Source organism: Rheinheimera pacifica (assembly GCF_024809855.1).
GTDB classification, from domain to species: domain Bacteria; phylum Pseudomonadota; class Gammaproteobacteria; order Enterobacterales; family Alteromonadaceae; genus Alishewanella; species Alishewanella pacifica_A.
The window spans coordinates 87,676-114,248 of the sequence record NZ_JANUEM010000002.1 but is presented as its reverse complement, the minus strand read 5'-3'; the positions used below and the strand labels follow the sequence as shown (position 1 = coordinate 114,248).

The 26,573-nt window shown below is 48.5% G+C and carries 23 protein-coding genes and 1 tRNA gene; 9 read left to right on the top strand and 15 right to left on the bottom strand.

Features of this window, described 5'->3' with window-relative positions; all coding sequences use genetic code 11:
- Window positions 1-83: 83 nt before the first annotated feature.
- The gene (gene ubiK / locus M2404_RS03400; RefSeq protein ID WP_259238321.1) at window positions 84-371 is read right to left on the bottom strand and encodes a ubiquinone biosynthesis accessory factor UbiK; all 288 of its coding nucleotides are present in this window, start codon (window positions 369-371) and stop codon (window positions 84-86) included.
- A 140-nt stretch (window positions 372-511) separates the two neighbouring features.
- Here ubiK and rep point away from each other — a divergent pair, with 140 nt between their 5' ends.
- Window positions 512-2,527: a DNA helicase Rep gene (gene rep / locus M2404_RS03395; protein ID WP_259238320.1), complete on the top strand. Its 2,016-nt coding sequence runs from the start codon at window positions 512-514 to the stop codon at window positions 2,525-2,527.
- Here rep and M2404_RS03390 read toward each other — a convergent pair.
- The 3 genes from M2404_RS03390 to M2404_RS03380 form a co-directional block, all read right to left on the bottom strand.
- Window positions 2,501-5,113, bottom strand: a complete 2,613-nt coding sequence (locus M2404_RS03390) for a bifunctional diguanylate cyclase/phosphodiesterase (RefSeq protein ID WP_259238319.1) — start codon at window positions 5,111-5,113, stop codon at window positions 2,501-2,503. The genes rep and M2404_RS03390 overlap by 27 nt on opposite strands.
- A gap of 191 nt (window positions 5,114-5,304) precedes the next feature.
- Complete coding sequence (locus M2404_RS03385) at window positions 5,305-5,700, bottom strand: c-type cytochrome (protein ID WP_259238318.1); 396 nt, start codon at window positions 5,698-5,700, stop codon at window positions 5,305-5,307.
- Between the two features lie 118 nt (window positions 5,701-5,818).
- Window positions 5,819-6,007: a hypothetical protein gene (locus M2404_RS03380; RefSeq protein WP_259238317.1), complete on the bottom strand. Its 189-nt coding sequence runs from the start codon at window positions 6,005-6,007 to the stop codon at window positions 5,819-5,821.
- Between the two features lie 252 nt (window positions 6,008-6,259).
- On the opposite strand from M2404_RS03380, the gene polA reads away from it, so the two are divergent.
- A complete protein-coding gene (gene polA, locus M2404_RS03375) occupies window positions 6,260-9,052 on the top strand; it encodes a DNA polymerase I (protein ID WP_259238316.1) in 2,793 nt (930 codons plus the stop codon).
- A 591-nt stretch (window positions 9,053-9,643) separates the two neighbouring features.
- Here the strand turns inward: polA and yihA are convergent.
- A complete protein-coding gene (gene yihA / locus M2404_RS03370) occupies window positions 9,644-10,273 on the bottom strand; it encodes a ribosome biogenesis GTP-binding protein YihA/YsxC (protein WP_259238315.1) in 630 nt (209 codons plus the stop codon).
- Between the two features lie 181 nt (window positions 10,274-10,454).
- Here yihA and M2404_RS03365 point away from each other — a divergent pair, with 181 nt between their 5' ends.
- The 4 genes from M2404_RS03365 to M2404_RS03350 all read left to right on the top strand — a co-directional run bounded on the left by M2404_RS03365 (window position 10,455) and on the right by M2404_RS03350 (window position 13,390).
- Window positions 10,455-11,081 (top strand): c-type cytochrome, encoded by a 627-nt coding sequence (locus tag M2404_RS03365; RefSeq protein ID WP_259238314.1) that lies wholly within the window; start codon window positions 10,455-10,457, stop codon window positions 11,079-11,081.
- A 592-nt stretch (window positions 11,082-11,673) separates the two neighbouring features.
- Window positions 11,674-12,324, top strand: coding sequence for a class I SAM-dependent methyltransferase (locus M2404_RS03360; protein ID WP_259238313.1), 651 nt, complete (start codon window positions 11,674-11,676; stop codon window positions 12,322-12,324).
- A 53-nt stretch (window positions 12,325-12,377) separates the two neighbouring features.
- Window positions 12,378-12,932 (top strand): Der GTPase-activating protein YihI, encoded by a 555-nt coding sequence (yihI, locus tag M2404_RS03355; RefSeq protein ID WP_259238312.1) that lies wholly within the window; start codon window positions 12,378-12,380, stop codon window positions 12,930-12,932.
- Between the two features lie 2 nt (window positions 12,933-12,934).
- The gene (locus M2404_RS03350; protein WP_259238311.1) at window positions 12,935-13,390 is read left to right on the top strand and encodes a DUF2489 domain-containing protein; all 456 of its coding nucleotides are present in this window, start codon (window positions 12,935-12,937) and stop codon (window positions 13,388-13,390) included.
- A 32-nt stretch (window positions 13,391-13,422) separates the two neighbouring features.
- On the opposite strand, the gene M2404_RS03345 is transcribed toward M2404_RS03350, so the two are convergent.
- The 3 genes from M2404_RS03345 to M2404_RS03335 all read right to left on the bottom strand — a co-directional run bounded on the left by M2404_RS03345 (window position 13,423) and on the right by M2404_RS03335 (window position 15,488).
- A complete protein-coding gene (locus M2404_RS03345; protein ID WP_259238310.1) occupies window positions 13,423-14,706 on the bottom strand; it encodes a metal-dependent hydrolase family protein in 1,284 nt (427 codons plus the stop codon).
- 105 nt (window positions 14,707-14,811) lie between these two features.
- Window positions 14,812-15,381: a DUF1285 domain-containing protein gene (locus M2404_RS03340; RefSeq protein ID WP_259238309.1), complete on the bottom strand. Its 570-nt coding sequence runs from the start codon at window positions 15,379-15,381 to the stop codon at window positions 14,812-14,814.
- Window positions 15,382-15,412: 31 nt separating this feature from the next.
- A tRNA-His gene (locus tag M2404_RS03335) sits at window positions 15,413-15,488 on the bottom strand.
- Between the two features lie 158 nt (window positions 15,489-15,646).
- Between M2404_RS03335 and M2404_RS03330 the strand changes: the two genes are divergently transcribed.
- Window positions 15,647-16,483 (top strand): mechanosensitive ion channel domain-containing protein, encoded by an 837-nt coding sequence (locus M2404_RS03330; protein WP_259238308.1) that lies wholly within the window; start codon window positions 15,647-15,649, stop codon window positions 16,481-16,483.
- Between the two features lie 2 nt (window positions 16,484-16,485).
- Entirely contained in the window at window positions 16,486-17,232 is a 747-nt protein-coding gene (locus M2404_RS03325) for a DUF481 domain-containing protein (RefSeq protein ID WP_259238307.1), read from the top strand.
- 38 nt (window positions 17,233-17,270) lie between these two features.
- Here the strand turns inward: M2404_RS03325 and sbcC are convergent, their stop codons facing one another.
- From sbcC to M2404_RS03305, 4 genes are all read right to left on the bottom strand, one after another.
- Window positions 17,271-20,255, bottom strand: coding sequence for an exonuclease subunit SbcC (sbcC, locus tag M2404_RS03320; protein WP_259238306.1), 2,985 nt, complete (start codon window positions 20,253-20,255; stop codon window positions 17,271-17,273).
- Window positions 20,252-21,469 (bottom strand): exonuclease subunit SbcD, encoded by a 1,218-nt coding sequence (gene sbcD, locus M2404_RS03315; RefSeq protein WP_259238305.1) that lies wholly within the window; start codon window positions 21,467-21,469, stop codon window positions 20,252-20,254. Before sbcD ends, sbcC begins: the two co-directional genes overlap by 4 nt.
- A gap of 116 nt (window positions 21,470-21,585) precedes the next feature.
- Window positions 21,586-22,125, bottom strand: a complete 540-nt coding sequence (locus M2404_RS03310; protein ID WP_259238304.1) for a BON domain-containing protein — start codon at window positions 22,123-22,125, stop codon at window positions 21,586-21,588.
- A 101-nt stretch (window positions 22,126-22,226) separates the two neighbouring features.
- Window positions 22,227-22,721, bottom strand: coding sequence for a PA2169 family four-helix-bundle protein (locus M2404_RS03305; protein WP_259238303.1), 495 nt, complete (start codon window positions 22,719-22,721; stop codon window positions 22,227-22,229).
- Between the two features lie 195 nt (window positions 22,722-22,916).
- Between M2404_RS03305 and M2404_RS03300 the strand changes: the two genes are divergently transcribed.
- Window positions 22,917-24,263 (top strand): sigma-54 interaction domain-containing protein, encoded by a 1,347-nt coding sequence (locus M2404_RS03300; protein WP_259238302.1) that lies wholly within the window; start codon window positions 22,917-22,919, stop codon window positions 24,261-24,263.
- A gap of 5 nt (window positions 24,264-24,268) precedes the next feature.
- Here M2404_RS03300 and M2404_RS03295 read toward each other — a convergent pair whose 3' ends face one another.
- The 3 genes from M2404_RS03295 to M2404_RS03285 all read right to left on the bottom strand — a co-directional run bounded on the left by M2404_RS03295 (window position 24,269) and on the right by M2404_RS03285 (window position 26,392).
- The gene (locus M2404_RS03295) at window positions 24,269-25,918 is read right to left on the bottom strand and encodes a diacylglycerol kinase family protein (RefSeq protein WP_259238301.1); all 1,650 of its coding nucleotides are present in this window, start codon (window positions 25,916-25,918) and stop codon (window positions 24,269-24,271) included.
- A 79-nt stretch (window positions 25,919-25,997) separates the two neighbouring features.
- Window positions 25,998-26,192 carry a hypothetical protein gene (locus tag M2404_RS03290; protein ID WP_259238300.1) on the bottom strand — a complete coding sequence of 65 codons (195 nt, stop codon included), beginning with the start codon at window positions 26,190-26,192 and terminating at the stop codon, window positions 25,998-26,000.
- Window positions 26,193-26,215: 23 nt separating this feature from the next.
- Window positions 26,216-26,392: a DUF1328 domain-containing protein gene (locus M2404_RS03285; protein ID WP_259238299.1), complete on the bottom strand. Its 177-nt coding sequence runs from the start codon at window positions 26,390-26,392 to the stop codon at window positions 26,216-26,218.
- Window positions 26,393-26,573: the final 181 nt, after the last annotated feature.

Here is a 26,573-nt window from a genome sequence, read left to right as displayed (position 1 = left end):
TATCAGCGATATAAAAGCTTTTGACAAGAGCCGTATATTTTTTAGGAAATGGTGCAATATCAGCCTGATATTGCACTATAGGATTACTGCTGATCAGACGATGGCAGTTCTTTGGTGTCAAACTGCTGGGTTTTCTCGGCCAGTAACGCGGCGAGTTGCTGTTCCAACTTTTCTACTTTCTCGCGGGTGCGCAGTAATACCTGGCGCTGTACGTCAAACTCTTCGCGGCTGACAAAATCCATATCAGCCAGCTTACTTTGTAGTACCTGCTTTACCTTGGTTTCAACGTCGTCGGCAAACTGGCGTAGTTGTGGTGGAATGGCGTTGCCGATTTGCTTGGCAATATCTTCAATTTTTTTCGGGTCTATCATGCTACTCTCCTGTATCGCATCAGTAACTTGCGATCTTATGCTGAACCGTAAGCCTTATTCTACAGACCAAAACCGTAATCACGAATGCTATTTAGCGGCAAATTTCGTTACAATGCCAGCCTTAGTGTAAGGGTGAGTGAATGAAGTTAAATCCGCAACAAAATGCTGCCGTTAAATTTATCTCCGGGCCTTGCCTGGTGCTGGCCGGTGCCGGTAGTGGTAAAACCCGGGTAATTATTAATAAAATTGCCTACCTGATCCAGGAATGCGACATGCCGGCCAGGCATATTGCTGCGGTTACCTTTACCAATAAAGCCGCCCGCGAAATGCGCGAGCGCATTAACCATCAGCTACCGAAAACCGCTACCCGCGGCCTGACTATTTCTACCTTCCACACCCTGGGGCTGGAAATTCTGAAAAAGGAATACCGCCATATCGGCTATAAAGCCAATTTTACCCTGTTTGACGATCAGGACAGTATGGCGCTGTTAAAGGAGTTGAGCGAAAACGATATTCAGGGCGATAAAGACATACTGCGCGCACTGCAAAGCCGGATTAGTAGCTGGAAAAACGAGCTAACACTGCCTGCCAAAGCCATTGCTCAAGCACAGGATGCGCAAAGCATCAGCTTTGCTAATTATTACCAGCAGTACACCCAGCAGCTAACTGCTTACAATGCGCTGGATTTTGACGATTTAATTTTAATGCCCACTTTGCTATTCACCCATAACCCGGAGGTACGGCAAAAGTGGCAGCAAAAAATTCAGTACTTGTTGGTGGATGAATATCAGGATACCAACACCAGCCAGTACCAACTGGTGAAATGGCTGGTAGGTGAGCGCCAGCGTTTTACTGTAGTAGGCGATGATGACCAGTCTATTTACTCCTGGCGCGGCGCACGGCCACAAAATCTGGTGTTGTTAAAAACCGATTTTCCCAATTTAAATGTGATTAAGCTGGAGCAAAATTACCGCTCGGCCGAACGTATTTTAAAAGCCGCCAATATTTTAATTGCCAACAATCCACACGAGTTTGAAAAACAGCTGTTTAGCGAAAACGGTTACGGCGTGCCGCTAAAAGTGATCCCCTGTAAACATGAGGAAGACGAAGCGGAAAAAGTAGTGGCCGAGATTATTTCACACCGCTTTATTAACCGCAGCCAATACCGCGACTACGCCTTATTGTACCGCGGTAACCATCAGTCACGTTTATTTGAAAAAGCGCTGATGACCAACCGCATTCCGTACAAAATTTCCGGCGGTACCTCGTTTTTTTCACGCAGTGAAATTAAAGACGTAATGGCATATTTGCGTTTAGTGGTAAACCAGAACGACGATAACGCCCTGCTACGCATTATTAATGTGCCACGGCGTGAAATTGGCGCGGCTACCTTGCAGCATATAGGTAACCTGGCCAATGAAAAACAAGTCAGTTTATTTGAGGCTTGCTGCGACAGTGAGTTGTCGATGCACTTATCGGCCAGAGCGCATAATGCAGTGAAACAATTTGCCCAGTGGATTACTGGCATTGCCGACAATGTGCAGCGCGCCGATCCGGCCGAAGCGATACGTGATTTAATTCGCCAGAGCCACTACGAAGCCTGGCTGTTTGAAACCAGCACCAGCCCCAAAGCGGCCGAAATGGCGCTGAAAAACGTTAATGAGCTATACCGCTGGATCAGCGAAATGCTGCAAGGCAAAGATGACGACGAGCCGATGACACTACCCGAGGTAGTAACCCGCCTGACGCTGCGCGATATGATGGAGCGTCAGGAACAGGAAGATAACGCTGATCAGGTACAGTTGCTTACGCTGCATGCCTCTAAAGGGTTAGAGTTTCCTTACGTGTTTATGGTGGGCATGGAAGAAGGTATTTTGCCGCATCAGGTCAGCATAGACGAAGATAACGTTGAGGAAGAACGCCGGCTGGCGTATGTGGGCATTACCCGCGCCCAGCGCGAGCTTTTCTTTACCTACGCCAAAGAGCGGCGCCAGTTTGGCGAAGTTGTACGGCCCGAGCCAAGCCGGTTTTTATATGAATTACCGCAGGACGATTTAGAATGGCAAAGCGCCGCCCCGGTAAAAACTGCCGAACAGCGCCAGCAAACCGGCCTGGCGCATATTGAACGCTTACGCCAGATGCTGAAAAACAACTGACGGTGTTGTACTTAACTCCTGCGCCGATAGCAACTCAGCCACATATTTTCCCTGCATAAAGCAGCAACCTTCGGCCAGCAGCAGGTTGAGTAAATCGGCGTTATCAACCCCATCGGCCAGTAAGCGGAACTTATAACTCAGCGCCAGCGACTGCAGCATTTGCAGTAACTGGCGTTTTTGTTCGCTGCGTACCAGTTGGCGGCAAAAAGCCGCATCCAGTTTGACAAAATCAAACTGCTGCTGCAGCAATAAACTCAGTGGTGCCATGTCGGCAGCAAAGTTGTGCAGCGCCAATCGCACACCCTGCTGTTTTAATTGCTGCAAATTATGCTGCACTGTTGCGGCATTGCCACTTTGCAGTAAGTCAGCTTCTGAAAACGCCAGACACAAGCGGTGTAATTCTGCTACCCCTGCCAGTTGCCGCTTTAATGCATCATACAAGTCATGTTGTTGCAGATGCTGCACACTAAGGCGCACAGTCAGCAAACCAGCGCTGGCTTCACTTAGCATTAGCTGGCGGCAAGCCTGTTGCAACAGCAGTTGTTCAATTTGCGGTAAAATACCTACCTGGGCCGCATGCTGGCAAAAATTATACTGGGTGCCCAGTTGCGGATGCTGCCACTGTGCATGCAACTCATAGCCCATTAAATTACGTGCCTGGCCACACAACACCGGCTCATATACGGCAGTGAACTGCTGTTGCTCTAACGCCTGCATCATCACCTGCTCGGTACTAAGGGCCTGCAGCATTTGCTCGCGCATAGTTTCATTAAAAATGACAAAGCGGTTACGGCCCATCGATTTGGCCTGGTACATAGCAGCATCAGCGTCCCGCAGCAGAGCTTCTGCTTTGCTGTGTTCATGGCTAAAATAGGCAATGCCAACACTGCCGCCAGAGTGCACCTGCTGACCATGTAATAGAAATGGCTGGCGAATCATTTCAATAATGCGCTCGGCTACTTCTTCAGCATCCACTTCATCAACCAGGCTGGTGAGCAGTACCACAAATTCGTCCCCACCCAGGCGCGCAACCAGATCATGCTCACGTACTATGGTTTGCAGGCGCTTACTTACCTCAACCAGAAATGCATCCCCAATATGATGCCCCAAGGTGTCGTTAATTAGCTTAAAACGGTCCAGATCAATAAACAGCAAAGCTGTTTTCAACTGCGACTGGCGTTTACTCAGCGCAAATTGTTGTTTGAGTTGCTGCAAAAACATCTGCCGGTTAGCCAGCCCGGTTAAGGCATCATGGTTGGCTTCGTAAAACAACTTTTGTTCAGCTTTTTTCCGCTCTTCCACCTGCAGCCGTAAAAACAGATTGGTTTGACGCAGCTCGCGGGTGCTTTCAAATACTTTGCGCTCCAGCTCTTCCTGGTGGCGCTTTTGCTGTTCGGTTGTTTGCTTACGATGAATCGCTACCGCAATATGCTGCGATACAAAGCGCAGAATATTCAGCTCAGCCTCTGAATAACAATAACTTTTTTCATAAGACTGCAGGGCAATAACACCAATAACCTGTTTATCCAGCATCAGCGGCGCCCCCAGCCAACTGGTAGAGTAGCGCATAGCAGAAGCCAGGCCGTTTACACCACGGCATATTTCACCGTCGGCAACCAGTTTTTCGGCGGTATCGGCGTTAATCAGTTTTACGTCGGCACAGCGTATTACATACTCGGTAAAACCACGGCTTAGCGGCCGCTCACGCGCCGGTGGCGAATACTGGTCAATATAAAACGGGAAGGTGAGTTTAGTTTTTTCATTGTTAAGCAAGGCAATATAACAGTTATCGGCGTGCATCAAACCAGACAGCACCTGGTGCACTGCGCGATAAAAACTGTTCATATCACTACTGCTGGCAGTGAGCTCAGAAATACGGTACAACGCCACCTGCAGTTGTTCAGCACTGGTGCGTTCTTTTATTTCTTTTTGCAATGACTGATTAATGCTTTGCAGTTGCTGTGTGCGCTGGCGCACGGTGTCTTCAAGCAGTTCGCGGCTTTTTACTCTGTCCAGCGCAGTAATAGTGTGGCCACCAATATTGCTGAACAATGCCAGATCGGCCTCGGTATATAAATGCTCAGCGTTATACGACTGAATAGCCATTACACCAATAACCTGCCCGCCACGGCACAAGGGGATGCCCAACCAGTGCGCGCAGGGTGAGCCCTGTGCCTGAATGTGGCCGTTAAGCACGAGTTGCTCAAACTGCTGGCTATCGCACATTAACGCTTTGCCACTACGGGCAACATAACCGGTTAAACCGGTTGAGAAGGCACTTGAGGGTACCTGTGCAATAATCTGTTGATCTTTTTCATCAGAAAAATACTGTGGTAAATATTGTTCGGTAGCGCTGTTATAGAAAACAACATAGAAATTTTCTGCGTGCAACAGCTCAGATACCATCTTGTGAATAGCCGGATAAAACTCCCGCATATCACTGATAGTACTGGCCAGTTCAGATAGCTGCAGTAATGCGCCCTGAATGATATAGGCTTGCTTATAGCGCTGCGCTAATAACCTAAGGCGCCGCAGCCTGATTTCAGCCTGACGTAAACGTTTATTCAGTGTAGTTGATCCCTCCAACGCAGATACGATTCTTATATGGCCAGTTGCAGGTGGCCAATTTTATTTTTGACCGACTCATTATGCACAAAGTTTAACCACATGGAAGAGCCGAACCGCTACTAATTAACAATTGCTTAGGCTAATTTGTTTTCTGCGCAGATAAAAACAACTAAGGCCGCATCAAGCGGCCTTAGTGTAGCAATATAATGTTATACGCCGTCGGTCATAAACTTAATAGCAGCAGCAATTTCATCATCCGAACAATCGGCACAGGTACCGCGGGCCGGCATATTACGAATGCCTTCAATGGCATGCTTAAGCATAACATCGAAGCCTTGCTCCATACGTGCTTTCCAGGCGGCATCATCTTTTTTCGGTGCATCCAGTGCGCCGGTGCCATGACAGGCAAAACAGGCAGTCTGGTATACTTTTTCACCACTGCGCGGGCCAGATGGGCCAGCGTCAGATGCAGCGGCAGCTCCGGCTACATAAACCTGACCAACAGGAGCAAGACGTTTAGCCAGCGCTTCTTTATCCGCATCCGAACTGGCATTGACACTCACTGTTGTTAACAACAAGGCGAAAGCGAGAGTTAATTTTTTCATCTACTGGGTTCCTGTGGTAAAAGCCGCACAAAATTTGAGGCATTATAGCCCCCAAGCTACAGCAAGGGGAAGCCCCAACATGGCTGCAGTTATAAATGCGCAACAAAGTAAGTTGTTATTACCAGTCTGTCGCCAGATCTGCAACAAATATTGGCGGATCTGCTATATGCTTTTTTGTTCCTTGCAGACATTCTTTTAAAGCTAAATTATTTAATGTTTTTGCTTTGAATCCGCCAGGTTTGTGGTAGTCTATCCGGCCGGTAATTCGCGATTTCTTCTGCAGCTTTGTGAAGTGCTGGGTTAACATGGAAAAGCTTTTCCACAAAATAAAAATTAGAAAATAGTAATATGGGCGCTGCAACAAGCACCATTTTTTCTTTATAAAACAAAGCATTAAAATAAAACTAAACTATGCCTTATAAAAGGCTATGGTTCGTTCAGCTATGTTTTGCACAAAGTTATCCACAGCTTATCACCCAGCAGCCCAACACCGTATTACTGGCAGCACAGCACGTGCTGTGGCATGCTATAACTTTATTTCTGCAGGATATTACTACCCATGGTTTCTATCTCCGGCACTCCGCTGATCCTGGTCGATGGCTCGTCTTATTTGTTCCGTGCTTATCATTCACCACCACATTTAACTAACTCGCGCGGCGAAGCCACCGGCGCTATTTATGGCGTAGTTAATATGCTGAAAAGTTTGCTGCGCCAGTATCAACCCTCGCAAATGGCAGTGGTATTTGACGCTAAAGGCCCCACTTTTCGTAACGAAATGTACAGTGAATACAAAGCACACCGCCCCCCGATGCCAGATGACCTGCGCAGCCAGATCGAACCGTTACACCGTATTATAGAAGCTATGGGGTTGCCGCTGTTGTGTATTAGTGGTGTGGAGGCCGACGATGTTATTGGTACTCTGGCACGCCAGGCCAGCGCACAAGGCCGCCATACGCTGATCTCTACCGGCGATAAAGATATGGCGCAGTTGGTAGATGAGCATGTCACGTTAATTAATACCATGACCAACACCCTGCTTGACCCGCAGGGCGTTACAGACAAGTTTGGTGTCGGCCCTGAGCTGATTATTGATTATCTGGCGCTGATGGGCGACAAAGTGGATAACATTCCGGGCTTGCCTGGTGTAGGTGAAAAAACCGCTGCCGCATTATTGCAGGGGCTGGGCTCAATTACACAGATTTATCAGCAACTGGATCAGGTAGCTGAGTTAAGTTTTCGTGGCGCCAAAACCATGAAAGCAAAGTTAGAAGAATTCCGTGAACAACTGGAATTATCTTATCAGTTGGCAACGATAAAAACCGATGTTGATTTGCCTTATCAGCTCACAGACTTAATGATTAAAACTGCCGATAACGGGCAACTGGCCGAGTTATATAAGCAGTGTGAGTTTCGCCGCTGGCTAAGTGAAGTGCTAAGCAATGAACCGGTAGCAGCCAAGCCGCAAACCGAAGCTGCACAAGCGGATATGTTTGCCAGCAGCGATGATACCGACAGCGCCACCGATGCAGGTAACCCGGAAGCTGACGGCTACCTCACGGTGCTGGACGAAGCTGCCTTCAACAGCATGTTGCAACAACTGAACCGTTGCGAACTGGTTGCTTTTGATACTGAAACCACCAGCCTGGACTATATGCAGGCTGAACTTGTTGGGTTATCCGTTGCTACTGCAGCAGGTGAAGCCTGGTATGTGCCGGTAGCACATGATTATATCGGCGCTCCAGAGCAGTTAAGCCGCGACTGGGTGCTGGTACAGCTTCAACCCTGGCTGGAAGACAACAGCAAAGCCAAAGTCGGCCAGAACCTGAAGTATGATCAAAGTGTACTGGCGCGCTACGGCATTAAGCTACAAGGTGTGCGCTTTGATACAATGCTTGAATCCTATGTACTGAACTCAGTAGCCTCGCGCCATGATATGGATAGCCTGGCTCTAAAGTATTTAGGCCGTAAAACCATCAGCTTTGCAGATATTGCAGGCAAAGGTGCTAAGCAACTGACGTTTAACCAGATAGAACTGGAAAAAGCCGCCCGGTATGCCGCAGAAGATGCCGATGTTACCCTACAGCTGCACCAGACACTTTGGCCGCAACTACAGCGTGATAACGGCCTGGTTAGCGTATTGCAGGATATTGAAATGCCGCTGGTAGATATTTTATCGCGGATTGAACGCCATGGCGTACTGATAGACAGCAAGTTACTGGCAGTACAAAGTGAGCAACTGGCCAGCCGTATTGCTGAACTGGAACAACTGGCTTACGAGCAGGCAGGTAAACCGTTTAACCTGGCATCGCCCAAACAGTTGCAGGAAATTCTGTTTGAGCAGATGAAACTGCCAGTGCTGAAAAAGACCCCAACCGGCACCCCCTCTACCGCTGAAGACGTATTGGCAGAACTGGCGCTGGAATATGAATTCCCCAAACTGATTACCGAACACCGCGGTTTAAGTAAGCTTAAATCTACTTATACCGACAAACTGCCGAAAATGCAGAACCCGGCAACAGGCAGGGTACACACCTCGTATCATCAGGCGGTTGCAGCAACAGGTCGTTTAAGTTCAACCGATCCTAACCTGCAAAATATCCCCATTCGCACTGAAGAAGGCCGGCGTATCCGGCAGGCGTTTATTGCCTCTGAAGGCAAAAAAATTGTTGCCGTGGATTACTCCCAAATTGAGCTGCGTATTATGGCGCATCTGTCACAGGATCGGGCCCTGCTGGATGCTTTTGCCCAGGGTCGTGATATTCACCGTGCTACAGCAGCAGAAGTTTTTGGCGTTAAACTGGACGATGTCACTCCAGATCAACGCCGCAGTGCCAAAGCCGTTAACTTTGGCCTGATTTACGGTATGTCAGCATTTGGTTTAGCCAAACAACTTGGCGTCAGCCGCTCAGAAGCACAACAGTACGTTGATCGGTACTTTGAGCGCTTTCCCGGCGTACTTAATTATATGGAGCGTACCCGCAAGCAAGCCCATGAGCAGGGCTATGTTGAAACCCTGTTTGGCCGGCGTTTATATCTGCCAGAAATTAATGCGCAGAATATGGCCCGGCGTAAAGGTGCAGAGCGTGCAGCAATTAACGCTCCCATGCAGGGCACCGCTGCCGACATTATAAAAAAAGCCATGATAGTGGTAGATAACTGGCTGCAACAGCAAAAACAGCCCGCTGCCGCCATGATCATGCAGGTACACGACGAGTTAGTATTTGAAGTGGACGCCGACAAAGTTGACCAGACAAAGCAGCAGTTAGTTAAGCTGATGGCAACGGCCGCAACGCTGGATGTGCCGCTGCTGGCAGAGGCAGGCGACGGAGATAATTGGGACGAAGCACATTAATATTGAACTAATTATGTCAGCGCCTGTCTGACGTTATAGTTAAGTTATTCATCTCTCCTGTGTACACTTTTTAGCCCCGCCACCTAGCGGGGCTTTTTTATGCTTAGCACTGCACAAAAGGTAATTAAATTACCAAAAATGGTAATAAGAACGAAAAACAAGCAGTTTTTGTAGTTTTATTACAAAAAGAACTTGCTTTATTAAGCTGGCTGGTTAAAATTTGATGCGTAGGGTACAGAGGTAAGATGTTCTATCTTTCAGTGCCAGAGCTTTAGCGCTCCAGCGAATGAAAGTAGGCTTATTTAGCCGCCCCACTGCTTACAGTGGGGCGTTTTTTTTGCCTGAAAAACCAGCAAGCCTGCTACTATATGTTCATAATACCAGCACATCAATCTGGTTACTGAGTAACGGCACACCCGCTAAAATGAAAATTTATTAGATTTTTTAGAGCAAATACTTCAAACAATAAAGATTTGCTGTATAATGAAGTTGTCTTAGCGATAAGACACCCTGTTGATTTGAAATTATAGCTTCTCCCCGTTTGCTATGACCGACACTTCCGAGTGTCGGTTTTTTTATGTCTGCAAGCTACTACATTGTACTTTCACTATCTGCAGCCGCGCCGTACCACAGGTCCAATACTTGCTCTAACTCTGGCAGCCCGAGTTTATTCAGCGAACTGAATGCATGCACCGTGATATCGCCCATAAATGCCAGTGTTGCTTCACGCACCTCAAGCAATGTTTTCTTTCTTGCCCCCGGCCCCAGTTTATCGGCTTTGGTTAGCAGAATAAGCACCGGTAGCTTACTTTCCACTGCCCAGTGAATAAGATCCTGATCCAAATCTTTTAACGGATGACGGATATCCATCAGCACCACCAAACCTTTTAAACTGGTGCGCTTCATCAGGTATTCGGCAAGAGATTTTTGCCATTTTTCTTTTACCGCCAGTGGCACCTTGGCAAAACCATACCCAGGCAAATCAATTAACCGGCGCTGCCCATCCAGGCTGAAGGTATTAATCAACTGGGTACGGCCAGGGGTTTTACTGGTGCGGGCCAAACTATTTTGCCGCGTCAGCGTATTTAACGCACTGGACTTACCGGCATTTGAACGGCCGGCAAAGGCAACTTCAATGCCTTCGTCTGCTGGTAATGCTTTGATATCAGGCGCACTGGTTAAAAAAGTAGTTTGCTGATAATTGATTTTTGACTTGTACACAGCCTTCTCCGGCGAATAATTTGATGCCATTGTAGCGGATCTGGCAGATCGGCAGAAGCTTTTGCGCGCTGTATGGGATTTTACTTTGGGCAGTTTCGTGTAAAATAGGCATAAAAATTAAGGTTATTACTCTTGGTTGCCAGTATGCTGGCGGTTTAATGCGGACAGAGACGGATAAAAAATGAAAAAACTTCTACTTCCACTGACGCTGTTATTCGGTCTAATCGGAACAGCCCATGCATTTGACGGTGATGCCGAAGCAGGTAAAGCTAAATCGGCAACCTGTGCGGCCTGTCATGGCCCCGATGGCAACAGCCCGGTTGATATGTATCCGAAAATTGCCGGACAACATGCGCCTTATCTGTATAAGCAGTTGCGCCAGTACAAACAAGGCATGGAAACCGGCGGCAAACAAGGGCGTAACAACAGTATTATGTTTGGTATGGTCGCATCGCTGTCTGATCAGGACATGAAAGATCTGGCAGCCTACTTTGCGTCGCAAAAAATGAAGTCGGGTACGACTCCGGAAAATGTGATTGCCCGCGGCGAACAACTTTATCGCGGTGGTGACGCAGATCGCGGCATTGCAGCCTGTATTGCCTGCCATGGCCCACGTGGTTCGGGCAACAGTTTGGGCGGCTTCCCGAAGATATCATTTCAAAATGCTACTTATTTAAAAACCACTCTGCAGGAATTCCGCAGTGGACAGCGTTCCAATGACCTTAACGGTATGATGCAGGATATCGCGAAAAAATTAACTGACGATGATATCGACGTACTGTCGCAGTACCTTGGCGGCTTGCATTAATTACCCAATTTTACGCAGATAATCGCAAAAAAACCGGCGTTCACCGCCGGTTTTTGCTATTTACACAGCCGAAATTTGTGAGATATATCTTACAAATGCTGTAGGAAAAACGCCTGCATTGTAATTTTAGGGAACTTTTCAAATTTAGTAAATCAACACTAAGTCATTGAAAATAATCTCTATACTTTAAATCCAAAAGAAAATTGTGGTTTTTTTTGCAGCAATGTCTTGCCATATTAGCAGATCAGAGTAAATTACCACCTGTTACATTTTGTAACTGAAAAAAACAGGGATTCGTCGCAAGGAAGGGGTTGTACCAGTACGAAAGTGCGCGGTGCCTTAGTAAACACATCTGGATGATGTGCTGCGTGATTCACGCTCAGGGATGATTACGAAAGTATCAGGATGATCGTAAAGAATAAATAATTGGTACGGAAAGCCAAAATAACAAAGGGAACACACTGACAGGGCGTTGCAGCAACATCAGGATGATGACAGCGAATGAGAGAAGTGTCCATTTGACACAAGCATATCCAGGGCGATAAGTGATCTTATCGCCTTTTCTTTTATTTTGAATTCAGCAATAGCAATTATGCCCGACACCGCATGCCCGCTGTGCTTACACCTGCACTGTGGCTTATTTCATCAAGATAAACGCCGTTGTTACTACCAGTGCCAGCAATGTCAGCTGGTATTTGCCGATCGTGCCAGCCTGTTGTCTGCCGAAGATGAACTGGCGCAATATCAGCTGCACAATAATGATATCAACGACGCAGGTTATCGCTGCTTTTTACAGCGTCTGGCCGGCCCGCTGCTGGCTGCTTTACCGGCTACAGGGCTTAACGGGCTGGATTTTGGCTGCGGCCCCGGCCCGTTGCTGGCCAGGATGCTAAGCGAAGCTGGCCAGCAGATGTCGGTATGGGACCCTTATTTTGCAGCTGACAACACAGCATTACAGCAAAAATACGACTTTATCAGCTGTAGCGAAGCAATAGAGCATTTTTCGCAGCCCGCTGCCGAATGGGCACTGTGGCTTAGTTTACTCAAACCGCACGGTACTCTGGCGATTATGACCAAACGCTATACCACAGCCGCTGCTTTTGCTGACTGGCACTACAAGCTGGACCCAACCCACGTTAGTTTTTTTTCTGAATCCACTTTTACTTACCTAGCCCAACGCGATGGTTTTAGCCTGAACTTTGCTGATAAAGATGTGGTTATTCTACAGCGCATAAAGCATTAGTGTTTCAGTGCAAAACTGGTTAAAATGTGCGCCCTTTTTTACAGGTAACAAACATGACTCGTCAGAAAAAAACCCGTTCCGCCGGCCCTAATGGCTTACGCCATCTGTCTGCGGAAGATGCCCGCAAAACCCGCGAGCCCAGAGAAGAAACCAAAAAAAAGGGAGCAGGCCTTAAATCTGGCAGCCGCAACAATATTGCGCCGGTGAAAACAGCTGAAGCGGCTAAAGGCGGTACCAAAAAAGACAAGCGTATTGGCAGCAAAACCCCCATAGCTCTGGTGCCTGTAGCTGAGCAGCCGGTTGTGATCCAGCCACTGCTACAACCCAAAGCCAGCTTAGCAAAAGTAAAAGCGGTAGAATTAACTGCGGAGCAGGAACTGGCATTAATTGAAAATGACAGCCATTTGCAGCAACTGCTGGAACGGGTTGAAAACAATGAAGTGCTGACAGGTAAAGACGCTAAATACTTTAACGCTAAGACAGCACGCCTGGAGCAACTATTGCAGCAGCTCGGTTTAACAGAAGACGAAGAAGATGATATTGTTGAGCCTCTGGCAGCTTTTGAGAGTAAAGACTGGCGTAAAGATTTACTGGGCGACGAGGACTAACATTGAGCAGTACTCTGGTAGCGGTAATAATTGTTGGCAGCCTGATCGTAGCAGCGCTGGCGTTTTATGCCGGCAGCCTGCTGTGGCAGTTGCAACAGCAAAACCGGCAACAACAGCAACAAAAGAACGCAAAAGAACAGCACCTGCGCGACAGCATTACGCTGATTTGTAAAGCCATGCTGGAACAACAGTGTGAACTATCAGAAGGCGCGTTACGGCTGTGGGTATTGTTGGATCATCTGGTGCCTCAGCGCCAACCTGATCCGGTTATTACTTATCCTGGCTTGCACCAGATGTATCAGGTGGTTAAAGATATGCCAACCCACAAAGCCCGCAAAGAGCAGGATAAAGCCCTTACCCGCCAGCAGGATGAAATAAGACTAAAAGCGGAGCAAGACTTAAAAGATTTTATTCTGGCAGATACTGCCGCCCTGTTGCAGCGCTTCCAGCCGGGCTAAGCCGGCTGGCATTTTAATGGCTGTGCGCAACTCTACTGCCGGTATATCTGACCGGCTTTCATCACAAAGCTTACCTTGCCCATTTGGTGTACATCCTGCAGCGGATCACCCGGTACTGCAATAATATCGGCAATTTTGCCGGCTTTAATACTACCCAGTTCATCTGCTACACCAAGTAAACGCGCGCCTTCAATGGTGGCGCTGTGAATAGCTTCCAGCATCGGCATACCGGCTTCTGTCATATAAATAAACTCGCGCCAGTTTTCTCCGTGTTCATACACTCCGGCATCGGTGCCAAAAGCAATTTTCACTCCGGCTTTATATGCCTCGGCAAAGGTTTGCTGAATTTTAGCGCCGATAGTTGCAGCCTTGGGCCGTACCAGCTCAGGGAAAAAGCCTGCAATAGCTGCTTTTTCGGCTGCCCATTTACCGGCACTGATGGTTGGCACAAAGTAGGTTCCTTGCTTACGCATCATCGCCATGGTGTTTTTATCCATGTAAGTACCATGCTCAATAGAATGTACCCCGGCTTTAATGGCCCGATCCATACCTTCTTTACCATGTGCATGTACTGCGACTTTCATACCGTAGTCGTTGGCTGTGCTGACGATAGCCGTCAGTTCTTCATCGGTAAATTGTGGGTTACTGCCGCTTTTCGCAACGCTTAACACACCACCTGTCGCAGTAATTTTAATCAGATCCGAGCCTTCTTTATAACGCTGACGCACTGCTTTGCGTGCTTCATCTGCGCCATTAACTACGCCTTCTTTCGGGCCGGGATCGCCCATTAATGCGTAAGCCACACCATTGGTTGGATCGGCATGGCCGCCGGTGGTAGCAATTGATTTACCGGCAGCAAAAATACGTGGCCCTTTAACATAGCCTTTGGCAATCGCTTTTTTCAACGCATTGCTGATCTGATGATTATCACCCAGCTCGCGTACTGTGGTGAAACCCGCCATTAAGGTTTTTTCGGCAAATGTTGCGCCACGCAGAGCATAGTCTGCTTCATTCATAGTAAAGCCTTCGCTGTACACCGTCGGGCTGAACTGACTGTAAAAATGCGTATGCATATCCATTAAACCCGGCATAACCGTATGCTGGCGCAGATCAATAACCTGATCTGCCGCAGTAGGGTTGCGAAAACCGGCTTCGATAGCGGTAATTTTGTCCTGCTCTATCACAATAGTATGATTACTATGTACTTTTTTATCTTCAGCAGTAATAAGCGTGCCAGCGTGGATCAATGTAGCGGCGCTGGCGATCGGGCTGATACATAAGGTGCTGATAAATATAGCAAGGGGCGTTTTATTCATATTATTAGTGCCTTTTAATAGTAGTTGCGCTTCAGTGATAGCATTACCGTAGCAATGAACAACCAGCTTGAGACAGTTGGACGGTTTTAACCGACCAGTGCAGGCTTAAACAATAGCAAAAGTGTAAGGATAACCGGCGCTTTTTAACTGGAAATGTTGTTGGCCATTGCAATACACCGGCCAGGCATGGCTGCTAAGCTGATAATACACATTACGGCTAAGCTTAGCCTGCAAACCACGCCATAACTGAATGTAGGGCAATAATTGCTGCTGCGGATCCGGCCTGACCATCATTGGATACTCCGCACTTAGCAGCAACTGGTGCTCCAGGTTAGTGGTCAGTAACAATGCCGGGCCGGTTGCGGTATCTGTCCACTGCCAGTCGGTAATTAAAAATGGGGCATCTGCGACACTGATGCGTACTTTCTCTACCGGCGTCTGCAAAAAGTGCTCGCCGTGCTGGCAAATTAATACCGAAGCAAAAAGTTTCACCAAAGCCGGGCGCTGGATCAGGCTTTGCTGATAAAACCACTGGCCTTGAGCATCAATATGCAGCGGAATATCACCGCAAAACGGCGGGTTCCAGCTTTCAACCGGTGCCAGGCCCGGCTGGGTAAGATGGTGCTGTAAAGCAGACAAATCGGTCATAGCGGGCAAGCCGGTAGTTAATAACATAGTGATACAAGCTTAGCAGCGGGAGAAAAATTGGGGTGACTGATGGGGATCGAACCCACGACAACCGGAATCACAATCCGGGGCTCTACCAACTGAGCTACAGTCACCGTTGCGGGCGCTTATTCTAACTAAGTTTTTTTTCAACACCAAGTCTTTTCAGGCGGTAAATCAGTTAACAGCTTGTTGTCGTTTTCATTTAGCCCGCTTTTATTCTGTGGTATCCTTTCAATGTTTTGCCATCTTACCTGTGCTACCGGAGAGCGTTATGGAACAAATAACCAAGTTATTGGAGGATAATCACGAGTTTTTGCTCGGCTATTCGCTACACATTGTGCTGCAGCTTCTTGCTGCACTTTTCATTTTTTATATTGGCCGCATGGTAGCAAAAGCTGTTTCACGCTTTATCGAAAGAACGCTTGTGGCACGCTCGGTAGACAAAGCCGTCGTCGCGTTTATCGCAAGCCTGATTTACGCCATTATTCTGATTGCTACCGTGTTGATGGCGTTATCGCAAGTTGGTGTGCAAACTACATCCTTTATCGCCATTTTAGGCGCTGCTGGCTTAGCAGTGGGTTTGGCATTACAGGGGTCTTTGGCAAACTTTGCTTCCGGTATTTTGATTATTCTGTTCCGGCCGTTTAAATCCGGCGATTTTATCGATGCAGGCGGCATTACCGGCACTGTAGATAAAATTGAGATTTTTCAAACCCTGATGAAAACACCAGACAACAAAAAGGTTATTGTGCCTAACGCCAAAATAACCGGAGGCGCTATAACTAACTTCTCAGCTGAAGCAACCCGCCGGGTTGATCTGGTCATTGGCATCAGCTACGACTCTGATTTACGCAAAGCCAAGCAGATACTGGAAGATATTCTGAAAAATGATACGCGGGTGCTGCAACAACCAGCCGCTACAGTGAAAGTGGCAGCACTGGCTGACTCTTCAGTTAACCTTAACGTAAGGCCCTGGGTCAACTCGGCCGATTATTGGGGCGTATACTGGGACACACTGGAAAAAGTAAAACTGAGTTTCGATGAGCAAGGTATCGGCATTCCATTCCCGCAAATGGATGTTCATATCAAAAAAGACAAGCAGGAGTAAGTATGAAGTATTTTTCAATTCTGGCACTGGCGGTAGCAGGCGGTGTGCAGGCTCAGGCACATGATGCAGCAGCTACCGGTAAAGTATGGACCACCTCTGCTGAGTTGGGTGCCATTACCACCTCAGGCAACACCGTTGGTACTTCTATTACCGGTAAAATTGACGCTAAGCAGGAGCTGGAACAATGGAGCAACCAGTATATTTTCAGCGCTTTTTTTAAAGAAGATGAAAAAACCAATGCCGACGGCGACAAAGTAACGGAGAAGTCGGCAGAGCGTTATATGATCTCGGCGAAAACCGCCTACAAACTGGAAAGCGAATTCGACAAGCTGTTTGCTTTTGGTTCTTATACGGATGACGAATTTGGTGCTTATACCGAATACACCACACTGGCTGTCGGTTATGGCACCAGAGTATATAACGCTGAAGACAAATCACTGGACATGGAAATAGGTCCGGGTTATTTCACTGGCAAACGCTCTACCGGTGAAACCGAAAATGGCCTGATTGTGCGCGGCGCGGCGTCGTTTAAATGGACAATCAGTGAATCAGCCAGTTTCGCCCAGACATTAAGCGTAGAATACGGTGACGACAATACCCGCTCTATCGCAGAAACCTCATTGCTGGCCAAAATTAATGGCTCACTGCAGATGAAAGCCGCCTTTCTGGTACAAAATGACTCCGACGTACCGGTGGGTAAGAAAAGTACCGATACCCAAACGTCTCTGACTCTGGTGTACTCGTTTTAATTACTACGCCCGCCTGTTGGCGGGCTGTTTTATGCAACTTAACTGACCACACGAATTTGGCTGTAGCCTAGCCCCTGTTGTTTTTCTACTTTTATCTGTACTGCGATCCGTTCTTTTAACGCTTCTACATGGCTGATAATGCCAATCATCTTGCCACTGGCGTTAAGGTTATCCAGCGCATTTAAAGCTGCGTCCAGCGTGTCAGCGTCCAGGGTGCCAAAGCCCTCATCAAGAAACAACGAGTCAATGCGGGTTTTACTGCTGACCAAATCTGACAATGCCAACGCCAAGGCCAGACTGACCAGAAAACTCTCGCCCCCCGACAACGTTTTGGTATCGCGTAAACTGTCGGCCTGCCAGGTGTCCAGTACCACCAACTCCAGCTCAGCATCGGCGTGACGGGCCAGTTGATAGCGGTTATGTAACAAAGCCAACTGGCGGTTAGCCAGCATAATCAGTTGCTGCAGGGTTAACCCCTGGGCAAAACGCCGGTACCTGGCACCATCTGCTGAACCAATTAAACTGTTCAGCCGTTGCCAGTATTCATACTGCTGCTGTTTGCCGGCAATATCCTGCAGCAATTGCTGCTGGCTGTCGCGGCGCCGGGCATCACTATTAAGTTGCTGTTGCAACTGCCCTAGTTGTTCGGTCATTTGCTGCGCTTGTGCTTCTTGCTGCTGTAACACACTACTCAGTTCGGCTGCGGATAACACCGACAACTGCTGCTGCGCAATAAGCTGCAGCCGTTGCTGCCAGTCGGCCTGCAGCCGGTTGGCGGCGATTTCGTTTTGCTGTAAACGCTGTTGCAATTGCTGCAGGGCACTGAGCTCGGCTTCGCTGAGCAACGCAGCTTTAAATGCCGCTTCGTCAGCAAAAGTACTACCCGCCAGCACTTGTTGCCATTGCAGAATTGCCTGCTGCAACTCTGCAGCTGCACCCGTCTGTTGGCGCTGCAACACCTGCTGCTGGCCCTGCCACTGCTGCATTTGCTGTTGTAACTGCTGCAAAGCCGCTGTTACGGTAGCCAGCTCAGTTACTGTGGTTTGTTCTGATACAGGTTCGGTTTGCATTGCCAGCCATTGCTGTTGCCAGTGTTCTTGCTGCTCTGCCAGCTCTGCCTGCTGTTCATCTAAACGCAGCGCCTGCTGCTGCCATAATTGCAGTTGGTGCTGATTATCCGTTATTTGCTTTTCAAGCTGCTGCTGTTGCTCCTTCACTTGCTGACGCTGCTGTTGCAGTTGTTCCAGGTGATGCAGCTGTTGCTCGTTTTTACTCAATTCTGCCGCAATAGCGTCAAGCCGGGTATTAACCGTTACCAGCGAACTGTCCTCAGCCTGCCGGCTAATTTCAGCTTTTAGCTCTGCCAGCTCGGTATTCAGTTGTGCAAGTTGCCGGGTTACATGTTGTTGCTCTGCCTGCAACGCTGATTCACGCTTGTTAAGCTGCTCGCCCTGACGTTGTGTCTGGCTAAGCTCCGCTTCTTTTGCCAGCAACTGCTGTTCGGCAGCAGAGCTGTTAAGCTGTTGATATTCAGCAACAGCAGGGTGCTCTGTTGCACCACACAGCGGGCAAGGCTGCTCCGGTTGTAACCGGGAACGGTGCTCGGACAGTTGCATAATCAACTGCTGCTGAGCCAGTAGCTGCTTTTTGTCATTGATCTGCTCTGCCAGCGTTTTGTATTGCTGTCGCAGCATGACTAACTGCGTAGTTACCGGTGTTAGTGCCTCAGCGGAATGGCTTAATTGCTGCTGTAATTCTGTGCTTTTTTGCTGCAGCTTGCCTTGCTGTTGTAATTTTTGCTGCAATTGTTGCAGTTGGTATTGCTGTTCGCGACGCTGTTGTTGCTGCTGGCGCAGGCTATCTGGCCCGATACCGCTTAATGCGTTGTCCAACTCTTGCAACTGGCTGCCAAGCCCGGCCAACTGCGTTGTCAGCGTCAGTTGCTGTTGCCGGGTATGCTGCTGTTGTTCTGTAAGCTGCTGTGCCTGTCGGGCAAAACTCTGTTGCTGTTGTTTCAGGAACTGCAACCCCTGCCACAGCAAATTAGCCTGTTGCTGGCCGCCAGCGGTTAATTGCTGCACCAGTGCCGCCTGCTGTTGCTGGTACTGCTGTTGTTGCCCCTGTAGTTGTTGCATAGCAGTATACAAAGGCAACAATTTACTGGCGGGCTGATAAGCACTTAGCCGGGCCAGCTCATTCTGGTGTACGGCGTTGGCGGCTTGTGCTTGCTGCACTTCCTGCTCTGCATGCTGCAGTTCTTGCTTTGCGCTATTAAGTTGCTCGCGCCAGGCCAGCACTTTACGTTGCTGCGCTACTACCTGCTGCTGTCCGGTAAGTGCGGTTTTTAACGCTGAAAGCTCGCTACTGAGTGCCTGTTGTTGTTCTTCGCTAAGCAGCTCTACCGCACCAGCTCTGGCCTGCAGCAGATCCAGCTCACTTTTGTGTTCACGGCAGTCATTAAATACCTGTTGTGAAATACGGCCGTATATATCGGTGCCGGTAAGCTCTTCAAGCAATTCAGCCCGCTCATTGGCATTGGCATTAAGAAAAGCGGCAAAACCACCCTGCGCCAGCAACATAGATTTGGTAAAGCGGCCAAAATCCAGCCCGGTGATGTCGGTAACCAGGCGCAGTTTGTCGCTGGTTTTTTCTGCCAGAATGGTGCCGTCCAGTTTCGCCAGTTCAGTTTTAGCAGCCTGTAGCTTGCCATCACTCTGCCCACGGGCACGGCGCTGGCTCCAGAACGCCCGGTAGCCTGTTCCGGCTACTTCAAATTCAACTTCAGCCAGACACTCGCTGGTATGGCGTGTCATTAGTTCATTATTGGTAGCAGAGGTGCTTAACCGCGGCGTTTCGTGGTACAACGCCAGACAAATAGCATCCAGTATGGTAGTTTTACCGGCACCGGTAGGGCCGGTAATAGCAAAAATATTGCTCTGGTTAAAAGGCGGCTGGCGAAAGTCTATCAGCCACTCGCCGCGTAGAGAGTTTAGGTTTTGCAGCCTTACTGACAAAATTTTCATGCTGTGCCTGTCACTTTAGCCAACACTTGGCGGTGCAGCGTAGTCAGTTGCTGTTGTTGATCATCGCTCAGCGCTTCGGTTTGTAGCCGGGTTTGCCATACCTGCTCTGGTGTTAATTCAGATAAACTTTGCTGCACCGGTGCAGTTAAACCAGCCGCCTGGCTGCTACGCTGGCGGCGTAAGCGCAGCAACTGCACGGGTAAATCCTGCAATATTTGTTCAACCCTTTGCTGTAAATCTGTCAGATAGGCATCCGTTTCGCTGATCACCAGCTCCAGCCACAAGGTGTTGCCCTCAGAAATGCCCTGCAGTGCCTGCTGCACGTTTAGCGCCACATCGGCAAGATTGGTTTTAATACTACACAAGGGCTGAAAACAAGGCACCGGCAGGCTGGTAACGGTTTTTTCTGCTGCGCTAAGTTCCAGCAGCCATAACTGCTTTTGTGCTTTGGCCTCATCAAAGCTCAGTGCTATCGGCGAGCCGCTGTAACGGATGTCGGTAGCAGCTTTTAGCTGCTGGCTCTGATGAATATGACCAAGCGCAATATAATCGGCCGGCGGAAATGCATCCGCCGGGAAGGCTTCCAGCGTGCCGATGTATATGTCACGCACCGATTCCGAGGTGCTAACACCCACGGTGGTCAAGTGGCCGGTCATGATAATAGGTAACTGCAGTTGTTGCTCAGCGTTGTATTGTTGCGCCAGAGTATAAAGCTGCTGGTAATGCTGCGCTATAGCCTGTTGCAGGCTAAGTTGTTTGTCGCGGGCGCTTTGGCCGCTCTGGCTTTGCAGCAAGTCACGCGCACGCAAAAAAGGTATAGCGCATAACAACGCGGCGGGCTGTTTTTGCTGATTATGCAGCACAACCAACTGCCGGGCCAGATCATCACTGCTGCTGGCAACTACTCTGGTGTTTAAATACTGCAGCAGGTTTTTGCTTTCATTCAGCACTGCAGCAGCATCATGGTTTCCCCCCAGAACAACCAACTGACAACCGCTGCCCTGCAGCTCAACAATAAACTGGTTATAGAGTTCACGGGCGTAACTAGGCGGTGTAGCGGTGTCGAAAATGTCACCTGCTACGATAATGGCATCAATATTAAGCTCAGTTACCTGCTGCACCAGCCAGGTTAAAAAGGCCTGATGCTCAGCCTGCCTGCTGCGGCCAATAAAGTGCTGGCCGAGGTGCCAGTCCGAAGTGTGCAGAATACGCATAAGGGGAAAAGTGCCGGGAAAATCATCGACAAAGCATACCGGATACTGTACCAGACAGCAAAAGCCGATCTGGCTTGCAGGCTCAGATCGGCTTTTTATTTATAGCTACAGATGTACTAGCGGGCAACCTGCAACTTGTCAATTACACGAGTAACATCAGAAGTGTTTTTCGCAATAGCTACCGCCAAATCTTTTTCAGCGTCAGAATCAACTTCACCTTGCAATGTAACCACGCCGTTGTCAGCGTCTACATTGATCGAAGTGCCACTGACTTCTGATTCAAATAACAAACGGGTTTTAACTACCGTAGCAATTTTAGCGTCTTTCAGGGCGCTACCGTCTTTACTGTTAGCTGTTTGACCAGAGTTAACCACTGTCAGTTGGTTGTCTACGCCGGTTACACCATCCAGATTTTCAATCAGCTCTTCCGCTAAAGCTTTATCTACATCACTTTTTACTTTACCGGTTAGCGTAACTTTACCGTTTTTAACGTCGGTATTAATATCAAACGAATTCAGATTACCGTTTAACAGTAATGTTGTTTCGGCCTTGCCGTCAATCCACGCATCTTTGGCGCCGTCTTTCCAGTCATTTGCCGCTACTGTTGTGGTGGCAAATGCCAGGGCCATCATCATTGCTAAAGTTGTACGTTTCATGTTGTCGCTCCTTTTTGTTGAGACGATATAACTAATGCCAGTTTGATGCCAACAATTAACTTCATGTTTTTATTATATATTATTTTTACATTCATGTTATGTTAATTTTTTGTTTGTACATTTTGCCTGCCAACCGGTAAAACTTGCAGCAGTGGTTGTAACTGATCGCTGGCCATTTGCAGTGCAGCAGATAAGTGCGCCAGCGTTACTTTAGTTGTGCGGCAGTGTACTGCCCGGATCAGTTGCTTTAATGCGTGTAGTTGCTGTTGCAGTAAACCGGCCAGTTCAGTCAGCACAGATTGCGTCACCGGCTGGCTATGCAATACAGCTTGCTGGTGCAGGTACCAAAACTGCACTGCAGCCAGTTCACTGCTGTAATCCTGTGGTGTGGCCTGCTGTTTTGCTGTTGCAGGTAGCTGCTGTGCGGTTGTTTCATGCAAATTTGCCAGTTCACGGAATTTATAACGCAGATTGCTGTCGGCAGCATGTTGTGCTGCCTGCTGGAAAAATCGTTGTGCAGCGACACAAACAGCATAAACACCAGATAACATTCTTTCTTCGCCATATTCTGACTTTGCTGAACCTACATACTGCATAAGGGTACCTCCTGTGCGGTTTTAGCGGTCATAGTTCATATTCAATTCATGTACCAAGGCTTAAATTAATGATTTAGCTTATTATTTTCTGCATACACCATCTCGTCGTAATAAATACTGGTAAGTTTTACCCATCCACATTGTTAAAGTTACAGTGCTGGCTTAGAGTTATATATCGCAACTGAGATCTGACAGATGACACAACCACGTTTATTTCTGCATGTGCAGGACACCGGGCTGGCTACCCAGCTGCTACAGTCTCCCGCTGTACGCCGCTTCGTGGTAGTAAGAAGCAGCGATTCTGCGCCCTGGTCTGAGCAATTACAGCAGCAGCCCTGTGAGCTGGCATTTATTCAGGCAGACAAACACAGCCAGGCTGACTATCAACGGCTACTACATAGCAAATTACTGGCAGAAATCGACTTTATTGTCGTTAGCGACGGCAGCCCTGATCCGGTACTGGATCAGATGATGCGCAGCGGAGCCGGTTATCATTTCCGTCAACCGCTGGATATGGCCTGTATTCTCGATATCTTGCAGGATTTTTACGAACAGCTCAGCACCAGCCGGCAACAGGCAAAAGCCTGTGCCAGTGCATTAGATCAGTTCGGCTTGTTGGTGGGATCCTCCCGCTGTATGCTCAAACTTTACCGCATTTTACGTAAAGTGGCGGTAACGGAAGCTAACGTGCTGATCGCTGGCGAGAGTGGTGCAGGTAAAGAGTTAGTTGCCAACACATTACACTTAGCCAGTTACCGTGCCGAGCAGCCTTTTGTGGCGATTAACTGTGGAGCACTAAGCCCGGAGTTGGTAGACAGCGAACTGTTTGGCCATAACAAAGGGGCTTTCACCGGCGCTCTGCGCGAGCATCAAGGAGTATTTGCCCAGGCAGAAGGCGGCACCCTGTTTCTGGATGAAATAACCGAAATGCCACTGGATCAGCAAGTTAAGCTATTAAGGGTATTGGAAAGCGGTGAGTACCGCCCGGTGGGCAGTGACAAAGTATGCCAGGCTAATGTGCGTATTGTGGCGGCAACAAACCGTGACCCGCAACAGGCTATTGCAGAAGGCGCACTGCGGGAAGATTTGTATTTCCGCCTGGCGCAATTTCCGGTGCATGTACCGCCTCTGCGTGACCGCGGCGATGATATTTGCGGTTTGGCACAACATTTTCTGGCTTACCGCAATGCCAAAGAGCAGCAGCAAAAACAGCTAGCTGCTGAAACATTGCACCTGATAGCCCAGCACAGCTGGCCTGGTAATGTACGCGAGTTAAAGCATGCTATAGAGCGCGCTTATATTCTGGCAGATAAGCTTATTTTACCCGAACATTTGCTGTTAGAAGCCGTTACGGATGATTCTGATGAGCAGTGCCTGACCGAAGTTCCTTGTGGTGTGTCACTGGAAGCGCTGGAAAAAGCGGCGATTTTAAATACGCTGGAACAAAATGCCGGTAATAAAACCGATACCGCGCAGCAGTTGGGGATCAGTGTGAAAACCCTGTATAACAAACTGGAAAAGTATCAGCAAACTGAACAGTAAGCGCTTCAACCTGAGCCCTGCTGGCTGTCAGGACTGTCGGCCAGCATTACCTGCAATGACGCCGGAACAACGCTGATATCCAGTACGCTGTCACTGTATAACTCACCGTCGATAACATACTGCAGCTGTTGTCCGTCTTGCCGGCGAATTTTTATCTGCCGGGCACTACAGTGCTGACTGATCGCATTAAGACTGATGTTGGTTAAGCCTGCCAGCGCCAGCTCAGCCAGGCCCAACACGGCGTTGTTGTCGGCGTTGTCGGCCGTAAGCCAGGTGATATCCAGTTTGCCATCTGTTAAATCCGGCGCACCGTGTCCCTGTGCCAGTAACGTTGTAAGGGGGGCAGCGTTGGCTATTACAAGACTGGCAGTATCTAACGCTTGCTCGGGTTTATTATCAAATTGCACCCATAGCTGCTGAATATGATTCGCCTGTACCGCCTGCCATAAACCATTCAGGTACGCCAGTTGGCCCAGCTGATCTTTACTGCTGCGATCAGCTGCCTCAATCATTTGCTGTTCAAAACCCACACCGGCTAACAACAGCATTAATTTGTCGTTGCAACGAGCCGTATCTATAGCGCGGCTCTGACCTTCAATAATGTTCAGACAAGCAGAACGCAACGGCATTATCTTGGCACTTATACCCCACAACGCATGGCTCAGAGCGTTAGTGGTGCCCAGAGGAATAATGCCTAAACGGATCTCAGTACCAACCAGTACCGATGCAACCTCGGTTACCGTACCATCACCGCCGCAGGCAATAACCAGGGTACAGCCAGCCTGTTTTGCCTGCTGTGCCAGTTGCCGCGCGGTGCAATCTTTACTGCTGATATGCAGGCTCAGTTGCATAAAGGGCGAGAGTAAATCGACAACCTCAGCTTCGGCATCTGCCCACTTACCACCACCGGCAGCGGGGTTAGCAATCAGCCATACCGGCTGCTGACCTTGCTCAGTGTAATTGTCGGTAAATTTCCGCAGCGCTGCCAACTGATGTTTATTAAGCCGGGCGGTATGCCTTACCTGCCGGATCAACGCTACAGCCTTATCGGCACTACGGCTGTTATGTCGGCTAAGTAAAAAGGCAGCCAGTACCAGCACCGAACGGCCACGCCCCAGTGCACAGTGCACCAGTACTTTACGGCCAGCAACCCGTTGCCGTTGCAACCAGTTTACCGCTTGCTGCAGCTGGGTATGGCTGGGGCTGGCGTGGTCCAACACCGGAATATTCAGATAGCTAATGTCATCAGACTGGCTTAGTTCGTCCAAAGCAGCAAATTCGGCGGTAACATCCAGTACAGCGGTTATTTGCTCAGCGTGTAACTGCTCCATATCGGCGGCAGTTAAACGGGCACCAAGATACAACCCGCCACTAACCCGCTGTATTGGCGGTACTTTATCCCGGCGTCTGGCCTGCACGTTATAACAGTTGGCACTAAACAAGAAAGGAATAAATAACCAGCGGCTGTACCAAGGCAAGCTACCATTACCGCGTTTACGAAATACTGCTGCAGTATTTAACCAGTAAGCAGAACTGACCACCAGAAACGAAAGCGCAGCCCAGGCTAATACCAGTTGTAACAACAGGTAGGGTACAAACCAACTGGCTACAGCCAACAGTAATGCCAGTAACACATAGTACAGAGCAATATTCATAGCCGGTTGTACTCCTGACAAAGTTGCCTGCCTGACAAATAAAACAAACGCAGCCGCTTGTGGCGGCTACGTTATATGCTTAACAATCTTTGTCTTTAGCATCAGCTTTGTCTTTGACATCCTCACATAAATCTTCCACTTTGTTACCTACGTCAGTAACCACTTCATCAATTTTCTCGCCAGCCTCTTCAGCATTATTTTTTTCACATGCTACGACAGAAAATACCAGCGCTGTTACCAACATCAAACGGAATAATACGTTAGTTATTGTCATACTACATTTCCTCTTTTTACCACTTACAACCTTGGCGTTTTACCGCGTAAAGCGCCTGCTAATAATGAAATAACTAACAGCACGATAAAGATAAAGAATATAACTTTAGCTATACCTGCAGCTGCACCCGCAATACCACCAAAGCCCAGTACAGCGGCAATAAGTGCGATAATTAAGAATGTTAATGCCCAGCCCAACATAATGTTCTCCTTATGTGCAATATGCACAGGGTCAATTGTCAGTAGGAATATAGCCAGTAACATGCCAGCTTTTAGAGTGCATGTTATGTTATTGATATTTAAAGGTTTGAATGGGGTATGGCAAAAAAACTAAAACAGCAATATAAGCGCGATGCAGAAAAATTTACCGGTTCACCGGTAA